Here is a 15249-nt window from a genome sequence, read left to right as displayed (position 1 = left end):
ATCTGCGTCGCGGCTGATGGTGGGTTGGCAGGGGTAGAAGGAGTCGAACCGGCCGGGCCGGTTCGACGATTATCTAGCTGACAAGGCGGCGATAGGCTTCGAGGTAGTTCTCGTGAGTCTGGTCAATGATTTCGGGTGGCAGGTGTGGCGCCGGCGGTTGCTTGTCCCAGTCCAGCGTTTCGAGATAGTCACGGACGAACTGCTTGTCGAAGCTGGGCGGGCTGATACCGGTGCGGTACTGGTCAGCTGGCCAGAACCGTGACGAATCAGGTGTGAGACATTCGTCGATGAGCACCAGCCGATCGCCGTCCAGCGCGAACTCGAACTTGGTATCGGCGATGATGATGCCGCGTTCGGCGGCATAGGCGGCGGCGGTTGAGTAAATCTCCAGGGTTGTGTCGCGGATCTGTTCGGCTACTTTTGAGCCAACGATATCGACACACTGCTGGTAGCTGATGTTTTCGTCGTGGTCGCCGGCGGCGGCCTTGGTGGCCGGGGTGAAGATCGGTTGTGGTAATTGTTGCGCCAGCTCCAGGTAAGCGGGCAGGGCGATGCCGCATACGGCGCCACTGGCGCGGTAGTCGTTCCAGCCGGAGCCGATCAGGTAGCCGCGCGCCACGGCCTCGATCGGCAGCGGGTCGAGGCGGCGCACAACCAGGGCTCGTCCGGCAACCTGGTCCCGTTCCGCCGCGCTGACAACTTCAGCCGGTTCGATGCCGGTCAGGTGGTTAGCAACTATGTCGCGGGTAAGTTCGAACCAGAAGCAGGACAGCGCGGTGAGTATGTTGCCTTTTTCCGGGATCGGGTCGGGCAGCACGACATCGAACGCTGACAGCCGGTCGGTAGCCACCAGCAGCAGGTAATCGTCATCCACCACGTAGATGTCACGAACCTTGCCGCGGCACAGTAGCGGCAGGCTGAGTTCGGTCTGGTGCAGGGGCTGGTTCAAGTTATGCGGTAGAATATTTAGCCCATGAAGACTGCTAACAAGGCAGGCGGGGGATTGTTGCAGCGGTGGCGCCACGGCGTCAATCGGCAACATCATGGCGGTAGTGATGCGCTGGGTCGGTAAAGCTGCCGCCGGTTCCATCGGGCTCGCTTTTTTCGGGCCTGTCGGCGGTATCGTCGGGCTGGCGCTCGGGCACGAGTTTGACAAGGGCATGTCGGAGGAACTCGACCGGCCGCGCCTGCGTTCCGGTGTTTACCCGTTCCGCGAGACTCTGCTGGAAGCGACCTTTTCGATCATGGGTCACATCGCCATGGCCGACGGCAAGGTGTCGCGTGCGGAGAAACGTATTGCCAGCACGGTCATCCGTGAACTGAAGCTGGAGAACCATCGGCACAGCTCGGCCTGGCGCGCCTTCGACAGCGGCGCACAGCAACATTTCAAGCCAGATGGACAGCTGCGCCGGTTGAAAGAGCTGGCGCGTGGCAAGCCGGCCATTATCCGGGCATTCGTCGATATGCAGATGAGGGTGGCGCTGGCGGACGGCGGCATGAGTGGTACCACGCGGGTTGCGCTGAAACACGTGTGCCGCCAGCTCGGCATGAGCGCCATCGAGTTTGCGCAGACCGAGGCTATGTCGCGTATGCGCTCCGGCGCGGCCCGTGCCCGCGCGGCAGTCGAGTCCATGGACGACCCTGTGGTCAACGCCTGTGTCGTGCTCGGTGTCGATACCAATGCCGATGATGCAGTCGTCAAGCAGGCCTACCGGCGGCTGATGAACCGGCATCATCCGGACAAGATCGCCAGCCAGGATCTCGGCGACGAGGCAATGGCGGCCGCGCGCGAAAAAACACACGAAGTGCGCATGGCTTATGAGACCGTAATGGCTGCGCGTCGCGGCTGAAATTCACCTGAGCCTGGAGCTCGTATGACTGATTACCTGATTGCCCCGTCGATCCTGTCCGCCGATTTTGCCCGGCTCGGGGCAGAGGTTGACGCAGTGCTCGAGGCCGGCGCTGACCTCGTACACGTCGATGTAATGGATAACCATTACGTGCCCAACCTGACGATAGGACCACTGGTGGTGGAGGCGTTGCGTCGGCACGGAGTCACGGCGCCAATTGACGTGCACCTGATGGTCAATCCGGTCGATCGCCTTATTGGTGAGTTCGCCGCGGCGGGGGCCAGCTACATCACGTTTCATCCCGAGGCCAGCGCCCATGTCCAGCGCAGCCTGCAGCTGATCCGCAGCGAAGGATGTCTTGCCGGCCTGGTGTTCAACCCGGCGACATCATTGCACTGGCTCGATTACGTCATGGACGACCTCGACATGATCCTGGTGATGTCGGTCAACCCCGGGTTTGGCGGCCAGCGGTTCATCCCGTCAGCGCTGGAAAAACTGCGTCATGCCCGCGAGCGTATCGGGGCCAGTGGCAACGATATCCGGCTGGAGATCGACGGCGGGGTGAAAATCGACAATATCGCCCGCGTGGCGGCTGCCGGGGCCGACACCTTTGTCGCCGGCTCGGCTATCTTTGGCAGTAGTGATTATCGAGCCACCATCACCGCCATGCGGGAGGCCCTGGCTTCCGTGCCAGCTTGATTTCGTTGCACTGCAGCAATATCATGGCGGTGTATGGTTGCAGTGCAGCAAAAAAAGGATGACAGGGCCATAAACACGCCTGCAGAGCGCCGTCTGGCAGCGATCCTCAGCGCCGATGTCGTTGATTACACTCGGCTTGTAGCCGAAGACGATGCCCGCACGCTGGCCGCCATGAATACCCACCGGGCGGCCATTGCCGGACTGGTGCGGCTGCACAGCGGCCGGATAGTCGATGCGGTCGGTGATAACGTGCTGGCGGAGTTTGCCAGCGCGGTGGATGCGGTCGAATGCGCCCTGGAAATCCAGAGCCACACGGCTGAAACCGAGAGCGGCAACGGGGCGTCGCAGCTGCGGTTTCGGATCGGCATCAATGTCGGCGAGCTGGTGGTCGATGGAGAGCGTATCGCCGGTGACGGTGTGAATATCGCTGCCCGGGTGCAGGCGCTGGCGCCGCCGGGCGGCGTGGCAATCACCGGAACTGTGCTGGACCATGTGGCCGACCGGCTGCCGGTCGAGGTCAGGGACCAGGGGCAGAAAGAGCTCAAGAACGTGCCGCGCCCCGTGCGGGTGCTTTTTGTCGATACGCACGACAGTCAGCAGCCAGGCACGTCGACCACCGATGCGGTGCCGGGTTTTGCCGGACGTCACGCAATCGCGGTGTTGCCGTTTACCAATCTCAGCCAGGATGTCGAGCAGGAGTATTTCGCGCAGGGACTGGCCGAAGACCTGATCAACCGGCTTTCTGCATTACGCCTTTATCCGGTTATCGCCCGCAATTCGAGCTTTGCTTACAAGGGTGACGATCGTGATGCCCGCGAAATCGGCAAGCTGCTTGGTGCCCATTACCTGGTCTCCGGTTCAGTACGCCGATCCGGCAACAAGATTCGGGTAAACGTCGCCCTGGTACACACCCATGACCAGACACAGTTGTGGTCTCAGCGCTACGACCGCGAGCTGTCTGACATCTTCGAGCTGCAGGACGAAATCACCGAGTCGATCGCCGCGTCGCTGAGCCCGGTGCTCTCGCATTCGGAAATTCGTCATGCGATGCAGCGAACGCCGCAGGATCTCGATTCCTGGGACTGCATCCACCGCGGCATCTGGCACCTGACCCAGGGCACGCGCGATGACAACATAGCCGCCAAGAAATGGGCGCAGCGCGCCCTCGAGATGAAGACCGACTCGGCCAGCGCCTATACCCTGATGGCATTTGCCCACCAGTACGACATCATCTACAAGTGGTCGGAGTCGCAGGAAGACTCGACGCGCCTCGCGGTTCAGACGGCGGAGAAAGCCGTAGCGCTCGATCCTGACGACCCGATGGCGCTGACAGCGCTGGGGTACGCCTGCAACCTCACCGGCAACCAGCTACGCGCGATTACGCTGCTGGAGCGCGCCACACACCTCAATCCCAGTTCGGCCCTGGGTCATTGGGCGCTGGGGTCTGCGCTGACCCTGGCATGGCGCCCCGACGAAGGGATTCCGATGATCCAGAAGGCAATACGGCTGTCGCCGGGTGATCCGTTGATGCACGAGTTCCTGTTCAGTCTCGGGGCAGCGCACTTTGTGGCGGGTCGCTACGAGCAGGCAATAGAGTATGCGCGCAAGAGCCTGGCTGCGCGGCCGGGCCAGCCTGGCGCCATGCGCCTGCTGGCAGCTTCGCTGGGGTTCCTTGGCAAGGGCGAAGAGGGGGCGGCAGCGTTGCAGGAGATGATGACGCTGGTGCCGTTCATGTCCGAGTCACATCTCAAGACTTTCCTGCCGGCCGATATTGCCGACCTGTACCTGCGCGGCATGCGTGCCGCGGGCTGGAGCCGCTAGGCTGACGCCGTTACGGGTACTTCGGCGAGACAGGCCTGGTCGCGACCGAGGCGTTTTGCCCGGTAAAGTGCCTTGTCAGCGCGCTCAATCAGCACTTGTGGCTCACCTTCATCACTGGCCGTAGCCATGCCGGTGCTGCAGGTCACAGTCAGCTGTCCGCCCGCACCGTCGTCATGACGCATGGCGCGGGCTTCCTCGCAGATTCGCTCGGCCAAATGTGCGCCGCCGGCAAAATCCGTATTTGTCAGGACAACGCAGAATTCCTCGCCACCGTAGCGCGCCACGATGTCGGTGTTGCGCGCCACGCGGCGCAACATCGCGGCAAACTCCTGCAATACCTTGTCGCCGACCACATGGCCATAGCGGTCATTGAGCGCCTTGAAGTGATCAAGGTCTATCATCAGCAACGACAGCGGTGAGCCGTAGCGGGCACAGCGCTGCAGTTCAATCTGCAGGTGCTCCGACAGGTAGCGGCGGTTGTGCAGCCCGGTCAGCGGGTCGGTGACTGATGCCTGCTCCAGTTCCTCGCGATAAACAAGCAGGGCACGTTCGGTCTGCGCCTGGTCCATTGCATAGTCGAGTGTCCCCACCAGCCGGTCCTGCGTGATGTTGTCCTTGACCAGGTAGTCTTTGGCGCCCAGTTTCATTGCCTCTACCGCCACAGGCTCGCTGCCTTCGCCGGTGATCATGATGACCGGCGTGTTGACGGAAGTATCCGGAGCCAGAGCTTTGAGTAAATCCAGTCCGTCGCCATCGGGCAGGCAGAAATCCAGCAGCACGCAATCAAACTTTTCGTTGCGCAACCGCCGCAGTGCATCGGCTACAGTATCTGCTTCCTCGAAAGCGTGGGTGTAATCGGCTTTCTGCAGCAGCCGCCGATAGATATAACGGGTTTCCGGTGAGTCATCGACGACAAGCAATCGTGGTACGCCGCTTACGCCGGCCGGCGTAAACGGTGTCGGGGCAGCCCTGCCTTCTCCACTTTTTGACATGGTAATTTCCTTTACGTGTCGTTACTTGCACTTCTTTCTTCTGGCACATCCACAATATGCAACAGATGCTCCCCGAGGCGGTGTGAAAGGGATCACAACGCGCACCACATCCGCGGCGTTTTTGCGCATTAAGTCAAGTAAATGTGCAGGTCAGCGTGATGGCAGCCGGACCAGGTCCAGCCAGTAGTCGCGCAGCTGCTGCATGACGGTCTTGAACGCCGCCGGTCCCAGCGGCTTTTCGATGAAGCTGTTGGCGCCCAGTTTGTAGCAGGCACTGACGTCGTTGCTGTTGCTGGAATTGCTGAACACCACAACCGGAACCGACGCAATCCGGGCATCGCCCTGCATCGCGCGCAGTACATCCCTGCCATCGGTGCCTGGCAGGTTGAGGTCGAGCAAAACCAGGTCTGGCAGTTGCGCGGTCGCACAGCCAGCCAGGTGCTCCAGCGCGGCGTCACCGTCGATGCAGTGCTCGATATTGGCGGCAACGTCAGCGTGGCGCAGGCCGCGGCAGATCATCTCGTAGTCTTCCGGGCTGTCCTCGACCACCAGTAGCGTCGGTTGCTCGCCGTTGCTCATGTCATCCCAGGGTGAAGTAGAAGGTGCTGCCTGCGCCTGGACTGGATTCGACCCAGATCCGCCCGCCGTGGCGTTCAACGATCTTCTTGGCGATCGTCAGGCCGGCACCTGACCCACCACCATAGCTGTCACGCGGGTGCAGCCGCTTGAAGATGCGGAAAATCGACTGCTGATGGCGATCGTGCATGCCGATGCCGTCGTCACGCACAAACAGCACCGGCTGTTCGCCGCTGGTGTCTACACCAACCTCGATTTGTTTTGCGTCCTTGTCGTTGTAGCGCATGGCATTCGAAATGAGATTGACATAGACCTCGCCGATGCGGACGCTGTCGCAGGTCATCACTGGCAGATCATGCACCGTCACCGTAGCGTTGTTCTGCTCCAGCGAGATACGCAGTGAGTCGATTACCCCGCTGACTACCTCGTTGAGGTCGGTCGGCCTGATTGCCAGTTCGGTCCTGCCGGTACGCGAGTATTCCAGCAGCGAGCTGATCAGCAGTTCGAGCCGCTTCGACAATCGCACCAGGGTGTGCAGCTTGTCCGCGCCTTCGTCGCCGAGGTCGGCGGCATGATCTTCCAGCAGTATCGCCGCGTAGTTGTGAATGCCCCGGAGCGGTTCTTTCAGGTCGTGCGAGGCGATGTAGGCAAAATCGTCAAGTTCGGCGTTGCTGCGAGCCAGTTCCTCATTTGCGCGGGTCAGCTCGTCGTAGACCTGGCGCTGTTCGGTTATGTCGCTGCCAAGCAGGTAAACGCCTTCCACTTCGCCCTGTTCGTTGACGTTGGGCAGATACATCAGTTCGATATCGCGTTCGCCATCCGGAAAGGCGATGCGGCGGGTCTCACGGTGGCGTTCGCCAGCCAGCGCACGGTCACAACCATCGGCACGCGCCAGGCTGTCGAGGATACTGCTGGTGCCGCTGGTACCGATTGCAGACGGGTCTATACCGCACCACTTGCCCAGCGTGGTATTGGCGAACTGCAGTTCACGGTCGGTGGTCAGGTAGGCAATCAGCACCGGCAGTGAATTGGCCATCAGTCGCAGCTGCGCCTCGCTGGTGCGTACCGCCTGTTCGGCCTCCTTGCGCCCGGTGATATCGACGATGGCGCTCAGCACCAGCGTGCCTTCATCGGTGTCGATCGGGGTGAGACCGATTTCCACAGGCACCAGGTCGCCGTCCTTGCGCCGGCCGTGCAGTTCGCGCCCCGCGCCAATACGCCGGGCCTGTGGCTTGTCATGATAGGAATCACGCAGTTCCGGGTGGCCCTTGCGCACTTCGTTGGGCACCAGCTGCTCGATCGGGGCACCGAGCAGCTCATTGCGCGGGTAGCCAAACAGCCGGGTGGCTTCTTCATTGACCATTTCGATGACGCCGAATTCATTCGTCATCACCATGCCGGCGGGTGAGGACTCGACCGCCATGCGGAAACGTTCCTCGTAGCCCTTACGTTGGGTCAGGTCGTCGGATATCTGCAGGATGAACTGGGTTTTGCCGTCGTCGCCGGCGATCGCGACTTTCCGCGTTTCGAATATGCGTTCGCCGGTCGGTGTCGGCATGTGATGATCCTGTACCCGCATTAACAGCCCGGTTTCGGCAACCTGTCGGTCCTGTATTGCAGAAATATTGGCCGCGGCCTCTGACAGGAAAGCATCTTCGGTGCGGCCGATGATTTGCTCGCGTGGCTTGCCGATAAGCTTCAGCGCGGCATCGTTGAGTCCGACAATAGACAAATCACGCGCGTCCTTTACCAGGATCACGCTCGGGATGTGTTCCAGCACCGAGTCGAGAAAGCGATTCGTCTGGTTGAGTTCGTGGGCTTTGGCGGCAAGCTCGGCGGTACGCCGGTCGACGCGTGACTCAAGTTCTGCCTGTGCGCGTTGCAGCGCGCCTTCGGCGCGGCGACGTTCGGCAACCTCTTCGGCCAGCATGGCGCTTTTGTTTTGAAGCTCACGCGGATGCGGTAGTGCCGCTGCCCGCGGTACCAGCGGCCAGAGCGCAACGGCCGTGGCCAGCGACACCAGCGCCGTGGTCGCCTTCAGGTAACCCTGGGCAATGTAGTCAGGGTTCCACAGCACCCAAACACCCATCAGGTGCGTCATGCCGCAGAACAAGATGAATGCGGCAAACAACCTGAAAATCCAGTTGTACTCGGGCCCCAGGTCGCCGCGACGCCGCGCAAAGTAGATAAGAGCCAGGGGAATACTGAAGTAGGCCAGGGCAATGGTCACGTCGGAAGCGACGTGCGTCCACAACACGTCGGGCCGCCACAAGAAACACATGCCGTGGGGCATGAACTGGTCGTTGGAGAAGTAATCGCGCAGTGCATCCAGCATGTCGATAGTCCTCTTCGGCGCGGCGCTGCGCCGTTTGCAAACAAAGAAGGCCCCGCTGAGGGGGCCTTCTCAAGCTCCGCCAGCGTTACCTAGGGGCGCTGCTGGCCCGGGCGTGCTCCATAAACAACAATGGTCTTGCCTGATGCGGTTACCAGGCCCTGTTCCTCCAGGACTTTCAGCACACGGCCGGCCATTTCGCGGGAGCAGCCAACGAGGCGGCTCAGCTCCTGGCGGCTGACCTTGATCTGCATACCGTCCGGATGAGTCATGGCATCTGGCTCGTTGCACAGGTCCATCAGTGCGTGAGCAATGCGTCCGGTGACGTCGACAAATGCCAGGTCGCCCAGCTTGCGGTTGGTGCGGTTGAGCCGGCTGGCGAGCTGGGTAGCCAGCTCGAAAATCAGGCCCGGGCTTTCCGCGGCAATCTGGCGGAAACGCGGGTAGGTCATCTCGGCGATTTCGCACTCGGTGCGGGTGCGGACCCACGCACTGCGGGTTGGTTGCTCGTGGAACAGGCCCATCTCGCCAAAAAACTCGCCCTTGTTGAGGTAGGCCAGCACCATTTCGTTGCCATCCTCATCCTCGATCATGACTTCCACCGAGCCTTCGACCAGGTAGTAAAGAATGTCCGGCAGGTCACCCGCGTGGATGACGACTGTTTTGCTGGGCACAGTACGCATCCGGCAATAGCTGAGGAACCGGTTTATTGCTGGTACGTCGTTAAAACGCTTTGCAGAGTTTTCCATGGGGGCCTCTTTAAGAAGTGAAGGCATTTTACTCACTCAACTGTTCTAGGTTAAACATCCATCGCACCGTACCCGGCAGCGATTCCTTTAAATCCAGTACGCCGTACGCGTCATTACGCGCGACACTGCGCTCATCAGGCGTGCTATTGGTGGCGGCAGCTCGCGACCACCCGCCGCTGTAGCCTGACTGCCATGGGCGGCCTCGTCAGTACGCATTTGCTCAAGCACTGCCCGGCTGCGGTTGTCCGCGGCCGGCAGGCGTTCGAGGTGGTCATCGAGATGATTTACGACCTGGCGTTCGGTTTCGGCAACGAAACCCAGGCTCCAGCGGTCGCCGGCGATGCCGGCCAGTGCGCCAATAGTGAATGAGCCGGCATACCACAGCGGGTTAAGCAGGCTGCGCTGGCCGCCAAGTTCGTCAATACGTTGTTCGCACCAGGCCAGGTGATCGGTTTCTTCGGCTGCAGCGTGCTCCATGGTGTCACGCACCTGTTCGAGCTTCGCGGTCAGGGCCTGACCCTGGTACAGCGCCTGGGCAGCAACTTCGCCGGCGTGATTGACCCGCATCAGACGGGCCGCATGACGACGCTCCGCAGGCTGCAACGCGTCATTGTCGCTGGCAGCAGCCGGGCTGCTGCGTTGGGCACGCGGCGTTCCGGCGACGACTCGCAGCGCCTGGTCTGCGGCGGCGACGAGTCGATCGCTGATTGCGTGTTGTTCGCGATTATGTCGAACGGTCATGGTTGCCGATTATATGTAGCGGACGGGGTGCAAACTGAGACATTGGTCACGCCTTTGATGCGAAGATTGTCACAAATCGCCTCGCCCGGTGAAACCATGTGGAAATGTCCGGTTTTGCAGGGATTTTGCCGCGCCGCGGCATTATGGGCGGTGGGGCCGTTTCGACTCTGTCACAACGGCGCGGACGGCAACGTGACGCCGGTCCGCTTTCGCAGCTGCCTGGCCCGGAACGGCGTCACACTGCCTGCCGCCTTTACCGTGCGCAATTACTGTGAGGATTGGTGTCTTCCATGGTCATTGCCGGCCACGCTGCTAAGATTGCGCGCTTTGTATTCATTCGGGAGCACGTCAATGAAGTACTTAGTCGCTGTATTACTGCTGTTATCAGCTGTCGCAACCCAGGCTCAGGACAAGCCATGGAGCGGCAGCGCCGCGCTGGGCCTGCTGGCCACAGCCGGTAACTCGGAAACCACCAATGCCAACCTCGGTCTGGGGCTGAACTACGATTTAGACCGCTGGCATCACACCTTCGGTGCCGCTGCCGCAGGCGCTGATAGCGCCGGTTCAACCACCGCAGAACGCTACAAGGCGAACTACAAGGCCAAATATGATTTCACCGAATTCGATTACATTTTTGGCCTGTTGGCGTATGAAAAGGACAAGTTCAGTGGCTACGACCAGCAGACGACTGAAGCAATAGGTTACGGCCGACGCATCATCAATCAGGACAACCAGGTGCTGAACCTCGAGGCCGGCGCCGGTTTCAAGCAGAACGACCTGCGTGACAACACCAGCGAGGACAGCGCGATTGTCCGCATCGGTGGCGATTATCTGTGGAATTTCAGTGAAACGGCGCGGTTCACGCAGGTCCTGGCAATTGAGCGCGGCTCCGAAAATACTTATCTGGAGTCGATAAGTGCGGTAAAGGCCACGTTGCTGGACGATCTCGGGCTGGTGTTTTCCTACACGATAAAGAACAATTCGGAAGTGCCTGCTGGCAGTGAGAAGCGCGATACCTTCACCGCCATTTCCCTGGAGTACGGTTTCTGAGCTACTACAAGCGCCATGTGTTCTTCTGCACCAACCAGCGTGAGCATGGTCGGCAGTGCTGTATGAATCACGCCGCAATGGAGCTGCGCAACTATGCCAAGCAGCGCACGAAGGAGCTTGGCATTGCCGGTGCCGGGGGCGTACGGGTCAATAGCGCCGGCTGCCTCGACCGTTGTGTCGAGGGGCCGGTTTGTGTGATCTACCCGGAGCAGGTCTGGTACACCTATGCCGACCGGGCCGATATCGACGAGATTGTCGAGCAGCACCTGGTTCACGGCAAAAGCGTTGCACGGCTGAAGATATAACTGATTGTTTATTAAGTGCATTTCCCCGGCATGATCGGGGCGCCACTGTTGCATTGCACCGGGCGCTGACGTATATTTACGCGCTTCGCCCGGGCCGGGTGGATTTGATAAACATGAAAACTTATATCGCAACAAACGAAAATGTGCGACGTGAATGGTACGTCGTCGACGCCGCCGGCAAAACGCTGGGACGCCTCGCAACCGAGGTGGCCAGACGCCTGCGTGGTAAACACAAGCCGGAATTCACTCCGCATATCGACACTGGTGACTACATCGTAGTGGTCAATGCCAGCCAGGTGCGGGTAACCGGCAACAAGCTGGCCGACAAGCGTTATCACCGCTTCACCGGTTATATCGGCAACATGAAGGAAGAAACGCTGGGTGACCTGATGAAGCGTGCTCCCGAGCGCGCCATCGAGCGTGCGGTTAAAGGCATGCTGCCGAAGAATCGCCTCGGCCGTTCCATGTACCGCAAGCTGAAGGTCTATGCCGGACCCGAGCACAGGCACCAGTCGCAGCAGCCAAAGACACTGGAAATTTAAGCTATGAGCGAACAGGCAAATTACGGCACCGGCCGTCGCAAGACTTCCACCGCACGCGTATTCGTGCGGCCGGGCTCTGGCGATATCACGGTCAACAGCAAGCCGCTGGACAAGTTCTTCGGTCGCGAGACTGCGCGGATGATCGTGCGGCAGCCGCTGGAGGTAGCACAGGCGGAAGGGCGCTTCGATGTCGAAGTGACCGTACAGGGTGGCGGCACGACCGGTCAGGCCGGTGCGATACGCCACGGCCTCACCCGGGCGCTGATCGAATACGATGAGACGTTGCGCAAGCCACTGCGTGATGCCGGTTTCGTCACTCGCGATGCCCGTGAGGTAGAGCGCAAGAAAGTCGGGCTGCGTAAGGCTCGTCGCGCAACGCAGTACTCGAAGCGCTGATCTGCCGGCGTCGTTTTCCCGATACTGGGGGATCGTCTAGCGGTAGGACTGCGGACTCTGACTCCGCCAACCCAGGTTCGAATCCTGGTCCCCCAGCCAAAACCGAAAGGCCGAAACGAATTCGTTTCGGCCTTTTTTCGTTGGGACGTCGATGCCCTGGACTGCCTGCGATCTGTGGGAGCGGCTTCCAGCCGCGCCTGCCTGCGACCTGTGGGAGCGGCTTCCAGCCGCGACTGCCTGCGATCTGTGGGAGCGGCTTCCAGCCGCGACTGCCTGCGACCTGTGGGAGCGGCTTCCAGCCGCGACTGCCTGCGACCAGACGTAAACATCGTGCGGTGCCTGGAAAGGTATTCGCGGCTGAAGCCGCTCCTACAGGCAGGGACGACGCGGGCTAAGGTTCTGGCGCCGGCGGCAGCGGCGCCAGGTCGGGCTCGACGAAGCCGGTGCGGGCAGCGTCTGTGGCCAGCAGGTCGGCGCTGTAATGGTATTGCAGGATGCCTGGGTTCTTCGCCAGCAATTCCGGGTTGCGATCGCAGAACGCGTCGAAACTTTCGCCCGCTCGCAGCGCTGCTGCGATCAGTCGGGTAAAAGCAATCGTCACGGTGTCGTGATACTGCTGTCGGCGGGCCAGCACCTCGGTATTGAAGCGCCGGATACCTGCGCGTATGCGGGCCAGGGCGTCAGGGTAGGGCGCCCGCTGCAGTTGCAGCCAGCCCATGTGGATATGGGCGCGATGGGTCCAGGCCTCAGCCGGCAGCGTGCAGGCCTCAAAGTCCTGCAGGAACGATGCCTCGTCCGGTGTCATTTCAGCGCCGGCGGGTCTCCACGCCGTTATCTGAGCCGATCAGCAGCACATCCGCGGGGCGCCGGGCAAATAATCCGACGGTAACGACTCCGGCTATCTGGTTTATTTCAGATTCGAGCGCCGGCGGGTCGGTGATATCAAGGTTGTGAACATCGAGAATGGCGTTGCCGTTGTCAGTCACCGTATCTGCCCGCCACTCCGGCTGGCCGCCAAGGGCTATCAGCTGGCGTGCCACGTACGAGCGTGCCATCGGGATGACCTCGACCGGCAGCGGGAACGCGCCCAATACCGGAACGATCTTGGATTCATCGACGATGCAGACAAACCTGCGTGAGGCTGCGGCAATGATCTTCTCGCGTGTCAGCGCACCGCCACCGCCCTTGACCAGTCGCAGGTGAGCGTCTGCCTCGTCGGCGCCATCGATGTATACCGAAAGCGTGCCGGCGCTGTTGAGGTCGATTACCTCTATGCCATGTTGCTGCAGGCGCTGCGTCGTCGCGGCGGAGCTGGAGACAGCCGCTTCGATACGCAGCTTCCTGCTGGCGATTGCATCGATCAGGCAGTTCACCGTCGAGCCGGTGCCTACGCCAAGCACTGTGTCCTCTTCGATATATCCCAGTGCTGCTTCAGCGACCCGAGTCTTTTTTTCGTCCTGCGTCATGACGCGCTCCATTTCCAGGCTGAGGGTCTATGTTGACGCCATTTATGGACCGGGTCGAGCGGGTTGCTGCAGGCGTAAAAAAACAGGCCCGCGTCAGCGGGCCTGTTTATCGTCCACGGGGTGATCAACCCCGGGTATGCGCGGACTTTAGCGCTTCTTCCGCGTAGTCTTACGTTTCTTCGTCTTGCGACGTTTCGTAGTCTTACGCTTCTTCGCAGTCTTACGTTTCTTCGTCTTACGCTTCTTCGTAGTCTTACGCTTCTTAGCGGTCTTCCGTTTCTTCGTCTTACGACGTTTAGTGGTCTTGCGTTTCTTCGCAGTCTTACGGCGCTTCGTAGTCTTACGTTTCTTCGTAGTCTTACGACGCTTCGCAGTCTTGCGTTTCTTCGCAGTCTTACGACGCTTGGTCGTCTTTCGCTTCTTAGCTCTGGTAGCCATACAGTTCTCCATGGGGAATGTACGGGGCGATATATACAACAAACAGAAGAAATCCAGCAACTTATCCGGGAGATTGTTAATTTCGTTGTCACTGTTCCCGGCTGTTTTAACGGCGGTCAGTGTGGCGAAAAAACTTGACCCGACTCAGCTAGCGAGAGCGGGCATCGTGTGCGGATAAATTGGCTCTCGTGTAAGAAAACACTGTAAATAACGGTATCTCGTGTACAACAGTTATTGCATCGAGGTAATGAAGTTCCATTGTTTTTTCGTGACCGGCGTCACAGATAGGCGGTTGCCACGACGCAGAATGACCATGTCGGACAGTGCTCCATCAGCATGTTCGCGTAGTTCTCGCAAGCCGATAATCTGCGCAAATTTGCGCACGATGCGCACGTCTACCATGAACCATCGTGGGTCGTCAGGATCGCTCTTTGGATCGTAGTGATGGTCTTCCGGATCGAATGCTGTGTGATCCGGATACGCTTCACGAACCACTTTTACTATTCCGACTATTCCTGGTTCGGGGCAGCTGGAATGATAGAAAAAACACAAATCACCTTTCTTCATTTCCTGCATCATGTTGCGCGCCTGGTAATTGCGCACTCCGTCCCAGCATGCAGTCTTGTTTTTTTCGGCTGCAAGATCGTCAATGCTGTAGCTGCCTGGTTCAGATTTCAAAAGCCAGTATTTCATTGTTGCCCGTCTCTATTGGTATACGTGCAGGCCTCGGTGATGACTGCATCCGCAGCAACATCCCAGCCCTGCGGGAAAACAGTGTCCACACATTGCAGGTCATAGCCGATACCCAGCAAATAAGGGCGTATCGGCCGGTCACATAATGGCGCCAGCGTCCGGTCATAATAGCCTGCACCCATTCCCAGCCGGTGCAGGGAGTAATCGAACGCGACCAGGGGCAGCAGAATCAGCGCCAGCTGGTCGGCCGCGACCTGTTCGTTGCCAGGGCAAACCGGTTCCGCGATGCCGTACCGGTTTGGTGTCAACGCAGTGTCGTTTGTGCACGGGGCGAAAACGAGTGTAGCGCCGGGCTTTACCACCGGCAGGTAAACGGTCTTGCCGGCAGCGCCCGCGGCAGCGATAAGTGGCGCGGTATCAATTTCGCCGTCGAACGGAAAGTAGGCAGCGATGTTTTTGGCGGCAGCAAACTGTTCCAGCTCTGTCACGCGGCGACACATTTCGGCAGCTGCCCATGTGCGGGTGTTGCTGGCCAGTCCGCGTCGCTCCTGGCGCAGGCGCTCGCGCAGTTGCTGGCGACGTCCGTTTGCAGCGGTCAT

17 protein-coding genes and 1 tRNA gene are annotated in these 15249 nt (G+C 60.1%); 8 read left to right on the top strand and 10 right to left on the bottom strand.

What is annotated here, in order from left to right; translation table 11 throughout:
* Positions 1 to 73: 73 nt before the first annotated feature.
* Positions 74 to 949, bottom strand: coding sequence for a phosphoribosylaminoimidazolesuccinocarboxamide synthase (locus HKN06_02060; GenBank protein NNF60094.1), 876 nt, complete (start codon positions 947 to 949; stop codon positions 74 to 76).
* Positions 950 to 1043: 94 nt separating this feature from the next.
* Between HKN06_02060 and djlA the strand changes: the two genes are divergently transcribed.
* From djlA to HKN06_02045, 3 genes are read left to right on the top strand one after another with little or no spacing between them, the layout of a single operon-like run.
* Positions 1044 to 1850 (top strand): co-chaperone DjlA, encoded by an 807-nt coding sequence (djlA, locus tag HKN06_02055; protein NNF60093.1) that lies wholly within the window; start codon positions 1044 to 1046, stop codon positions 1848 to 1850.
* A gap of 24 nt (positions 1851 to 1874) precedes the next feature.
* Complete coding sequence (gene rpe / locus HKN06_02050) at positions 1875 to 2549, top strand: ribulose-phosphate 3-epimerase (GenBank protein ID NNF60092.1); 675 nt, start codon at positions 1875 to 1877, stop codon at positions 2547 to 2549.
* 42 nt (positions 2550 to 2591) lie between these two features.
* On the top strand, positions 2592 to 4370 hold the full coding sequence (locus HKN06_02045; GenBank protein NNF60091.1) for an adenylate/guanylate cyclase domain-containing protein: 1779 nt from the start codon (positions 2592 to 2594) through the stop codon (positions 4368 to 4370).
* Here the strand turns inward: HKN06_02045 and HKN06_02040 are convergent.
* From HKN06_02040 to coq7, 5 genes are all read right to left on the bottom strand, one after another.
* Positions 4367 to 5362 (bottom strand): diguanylate cyclase, encoded by a 996-nt coding sequence (locus HKN06_02040; GenBank protein ID NNF60090.1) that lies wholly within the window; start codon positions 5360 to 5362, stop codon positions 4367 to 4369. The genes HKN06_02045 and HKN06_02040 overlap by 4 nt on opposite strands.
* A 150-nt stretch (positions 5363 to 5512) precedes the next feature.
* Positions 5513 to 5941 carry a response regulator gene (locus HKN06_02035; protein ID NNF60089.1) on the bottom strand — a complete coding sequence of 143 codons (429 nt, stop codon included), beginning with the start codon at positions 5939 to 5941 and terminating at the stop codon, positions 5513 to 5515.
* A 1-nt stretch (position 5942) separates the two neighbouring features.
* Complete coding sequence (locus tag HKN06_02030) at positions 5943 to 8273, bottom strand: PAS domain-containing protein (protein NNF60088.1); 2331 nt, start codon at positions 8271 to 8273, stop codon at positions 5943 to 5945.
* An 89-nt stretch (positions 8274 to 8362) separates the two neighbouring features.
* Complete coding sequence (crp, locus tag HKN06_02025; GenBank protein ID NNF60087.1) at positions 8363 to 9019, bottom strand: cAMP-activated global transcriptional regulator CRP; 657 nt, start codon at positions 9017 to 9019, stop codon at positions 8363 to 8365.
* 87 nt (positions 9020 to 9106) lie between these two features.
* Positions 9107 to 9760, bottom strand: a complete 654-nt coding sequence (coq7, locus tag HKN06_02020) for a 2-polyprenyl-3-methyl-6-methoxy-1,4-benzoquinone monooxygenase (protein ID NNF60086.1) — start codon at positions 9758 to 9760, stop codon at positions 9107 to 9109.
* Positions 9761 to 10111: 351 nt separating this feature from the next.
* On the opposite strand from coq7, the gene HKN06_02015 reads away from it, so the two are divergent.
* The 5 genes from HKN06_02015 to HKN06_01995 all read left to right on the top strand — a co-directional run bounded on the left by HKN06_02015 (position 10112) and on the right by HKN06_01995 (position 12152).
* Positions 10112 to 10810: a DUF481 domain-containing protein gene (locus tag HKN06_02015; protein ID NNF60085.1), complete on the top strand. Its 699-nt coding sequence runs from the start codon at positions 10112 to 10114 to the stop codon at positions 10808 to 10810.
* A complete protein-coding gene (locus HKN06_02010) occupies positions 10807 to 11115 on the top strand; it encodes a (2Fe-2S) ferredoxin domain-containing protein (GenBank protein NNF60084.1) in 309 nt (102 codons plus the stop codon). The genes HKN06_02015 and HKN06_02010 overlap by 4 nt, the downstream gene beginning before the upstream one ends.
* Before the next feature lie 113 nt (positions 11116 to 11228).
* Entirely contained in the window at positions 11229 to 11657 is a 429-nt protein-coding gene (rplM, locus tag HKN06_02005; protein ID NNF60083.1) for a 50S ribosomal protein L13, read from the top strand.
* A 3-nt stretch (positions 11658 to 11660) separates the two neighbouring features.
* Positions 11661 to 12053 (top strand): 30S ribosomal protein S9, encoded by a 393-nt coding sequence (rpsI, locus tag HKN06_02000; protein ID NNF60082.1) that lies wholly within the window; start codon positions 11661 to 11663, stop codon positions 12051 to 12053.
* Positions 12054 to 12078: 25 nt separating this feature from the next.
* Positions 12079 to 12152 (top strand) — tRNA-Gln (locus tag HKN06_01995).
* A 292-nt stretch (positions 12153 to 12444) separates the two neighbouring features.
* Here the strand turns inward: HKN06_01995 and HKN06_01990 are convergent.
* The 4 genes from HKN06_01990 to HKN06_01975 all read right to left on the bottom strand — a co-directional run bounded on the left by HKN06_01990 (position 12445) and on the right by HKN06_01975 (position 15249).
* On the bottom strand, positions 12445 to 12858 hold the full coding sequence (locus HKN06_01990; GenBank protein NNF60081.1) for a hypothetical protein: 414 nt from the start codon (positions 12856 to 12858) through the stop codon (positions 12445 to 12447).
* A 1-nt stretch (position 12859) separates the two neighbouring features.
* Positions 12860 to 13519, bottom strand: a complete 660-nt coding sequence (gene rpiA, locus HKN06_01985) for a ribose-5-phosphate isomerase RpiA (protein NNF60080.1) — start codon at positions 13517 to 13519, stop codon at positions 12860 to 12862.
* A gap of 669 nt (positions 13520 to 14188) precedes the next feature.
* A complete protein-coding gene (locus HKN06_01980; GenBank protein NNF60079.1) occupies positions 14189 to 14650 on the bottom strand; it encodes an EVE domain-containing protein in 462 nt (153 codons plus the stop codon).
* Positions 14647 to 15249 carry a 5-formyltetrahydrofolate cyclo-ligase gene (locus tag HKN06_01975; protein NNF60078.1) on the bottom strand — a complete coding sequence of 201 codons (603 nt, stop codon included), beginning with the start codon at positions 15247 to 15249 and terminating at the stop codon, positions 14647 to 14649. Before HKN06_01975 ends, HKN06_01980 begins: the two co-directional genes overlap by 4 nt.

Source organism: Gammaproteobacteria bacterium (assembly GCA_013003425.1).
GTDB lineage: Bacteria > Pseudomonadota > Gammaproteobacteria > Steroidobacterales > JABDKV01 > JABDJB01.
This window is presented reverse-complemented; position numbering and strand designations above follow the sequence as displayed.